2 protein-coding genes are annotated in these 2,356 nt (G+C 62.4%); one reads left to right on the top strand and one right to left on the bottom strand.

Features of this window, described 5'->3' with window-relative positions:
* On the bottom strand, positions 1–987 hold a 987-nt coding region (locus B9L22_RS19500), incomplete at its 3' end, for an acetyl-CoA C-acyltransferase (RefSeq protein ID WP_086151587.1).
* Positions 988–1,251: 264 nt separating this feature from the next.
* Here B9L22_RS19500 and B9L22_RS19505 point away from each other — a divergent pair.
* The coding region (locus tag B9L22_RS19505) for an acyl-CoA dehydrogenase family protein (RefSeq protein WP_086151588.1) at positions 1,252–2,356 on the top strand (1,105 nt) is incomplete at its 3' end.

A 2,356-nucleotide genomic window follows, 5' to 3' on the forward strand; every position in this document is an offset into this window, starting at 1 on the left:
GTCAATTGATATGCCTAGCTCCTCGCAGACCGGCAACACCTGCGCGGCAAATGCCTCGTTGAGCTCCACGACGTCGATGTCACCGATCGTCATCCCAGCATGCACGAGCACCTTGCGCACGGCCTCGATCGGTCCGACACCCATGATCTCGGGGGCGAGGCCTGATACCGCGCTGGCCACGATGCGCGCCAGCGGTATCACACCCAGGGAACGAGCGCGATCCTCTGACATAATCAGCACCGCGGCGGCACCGTCGTTGAGCGGACAGGCGTTCCCGGCAGTTACCCGACCGTCCGGCTTGAACGCGGGCTCAAGCGCTGCGAGCTTCTCCAGCGTCGTGTTCGGACGTGGGCAGTCATCCTGGCTGACCACCGTCCCGTTGGGTAGCTCGACGGGCGTGATCTCCCGTTCGAAGAACCCGTTCTTCTGGGCCTCGACAGCGCGGTCCTGACTGAGCTTTGCGAACTCGTCCATGCGTTGGCGGCTCACATCGAACTGTTCCGCGACATTCTCGGCGGTCAAACCCATCGCCATGTAGACGTGATTCACGAAATCAGCTCGGGATTCGTCGGTGAACCGAGGATTGGCATCACCCGCCTCGAAACCCCTTCCTGCCGTGCGGCTCACTCCTTCCACACCACCAGCAATGAAGATCTCGCCCTCACCCGCCTTGATGGCGTGGAACGCGCTCCGGATACTCTGCAGCGAGGTCGCGCAAAAACGGTTCACACTCGTGCCCGGCACGGTATCCGGAAGCCCCGCGAGCAACGCGATGTTACGCGCTTCGTTCATGCCTTGCTCCCCTACCTGCACAGCCGAGCCGAAGATCACATCCACGACATCAGCCGGGTCGAGCGCCGGGACTTTCCTCAAGAGGTCCTTGACGATGAAGCCAGCCAAGTCGTCAGGCCGATAGTCCACGAACGATCCTTTGAACGCCCGGCCGATCGGGGAACGGGCGGCCGCTACCAACACTGCCTCGGGCATAATGTTCTCCTCGTATCAACTCACTTGATCATGTTGGGTACAGAGATCGCCGGCTCACTTGATCATGTTGGGTACAGAGATCGCCGGCGTTGGTTCATCGTAGGGATTGAGCCAGCAGAGCCGGGTACTATTCCAAGAGTTCTGGGTCGCCAAGGCCGTCCGACAGATTCTACTGAAGATATCCAGGGGATGTACTAAAGGATCTGTCCCGAGGGGCGATAAAGTTGGCTTGTGTCGTGACTCTCGTCCAGAAGGAGCGCACCGGTGGAACTTGGATTCTCGGAGGAGCAGGACCAGCTACGCGAGGCCGTTCGCAAGTTCATGGAGGCGAAGTCTCCCTCGACAGAGGTCCGTCGCCTGATGGAGACGCCCGAGGGCTACGATCCGGCGGTCTGGAAGCAGATGTCCGACGAGCTGGGCCTCTCCAGCCTCCACATCCCTGAGGAGTACGGCGGGCAGGGCTTCACCTTCGTTGAACTCGGCATCGTGCTCGAGGAGATGGGACGAGTCCTGCTCTGCGCTCCATATTTCTCGACGGTGTGTCTGGCGGCCAATACGATCCTCGACGTCGCCACCCCGTCCGAGTGCGCTGAGCTGCTCCCCGGCATTGCCTCGGGTGAGACCGTCGCGACGGTGGCATTCACGGAACCGAACGGGAAGTGGGACGCCGAGGGCATCACGATGGAGGCCACCCAGTCCAGTGATTCCTGGGTGCTGAACGGGGCGAAGATGTTCGTCCTCGACGGTCACGTGGCCGATCGGATCGTCGTGGTCGGACGCGAGGTCGGGACCTCGGGGCCCGCGGGGATCTGCTTCTTTGTGGTCGAGGGGGATGCCCCAGGACTCACCCGTCAGCTGCTGCCGACCATGGATCTCACGCGCAAGCAGGCGCACCTGGAGTTTGCCAATGTCCCCGCGCGACGTCTCGGGGGGGATGGAGCCGACTGGTCCACGTTCGTGAAGACGCTCGATCAGGTTGCCGTGTGCCTGGCCAACGAGATGGTCGGGGGCGCCCAGCGGGTGCTCGAGATGACGGTCGACTATGCGAAGGTGCGGGTGCAGTTCGGTCGTCCGATCGGCTCCTTCCAGGCAGTCAAGCACAAGTGCGCTGACATGCTCGTCGAAGTCGAGTTGGCGAAGTCGGCGGCGTACTACGCGGCGTGGGTAGCCGCCGAGGACAACAACGACTTGCCGGTCAGCGCTAGCATGGCCAAGGCCTACTGCTCCGACGCGTACTTCCACGCGGCAGCCGAGAACATCCAGATCCACGGAGGCATCGGCTTCACCTGGGAGCACGATGCCCACCTCTACTTCAAGCGAGCCAAGAGCTCGGAGCTGCTCTTCGGCGACGCCACCTATCACCGGGCGC

It is taken from the genome of Cellulosimicrobium sp. KWT-B (assembly GCF_002127155.1).
Classification (GTDB): Bacteria; Actinomycetota; Actinomycetes; order Actinomycetales; family Cellulomonadaceae; genus Cellulosimicrobium; species Cellulosimicrobium funkei.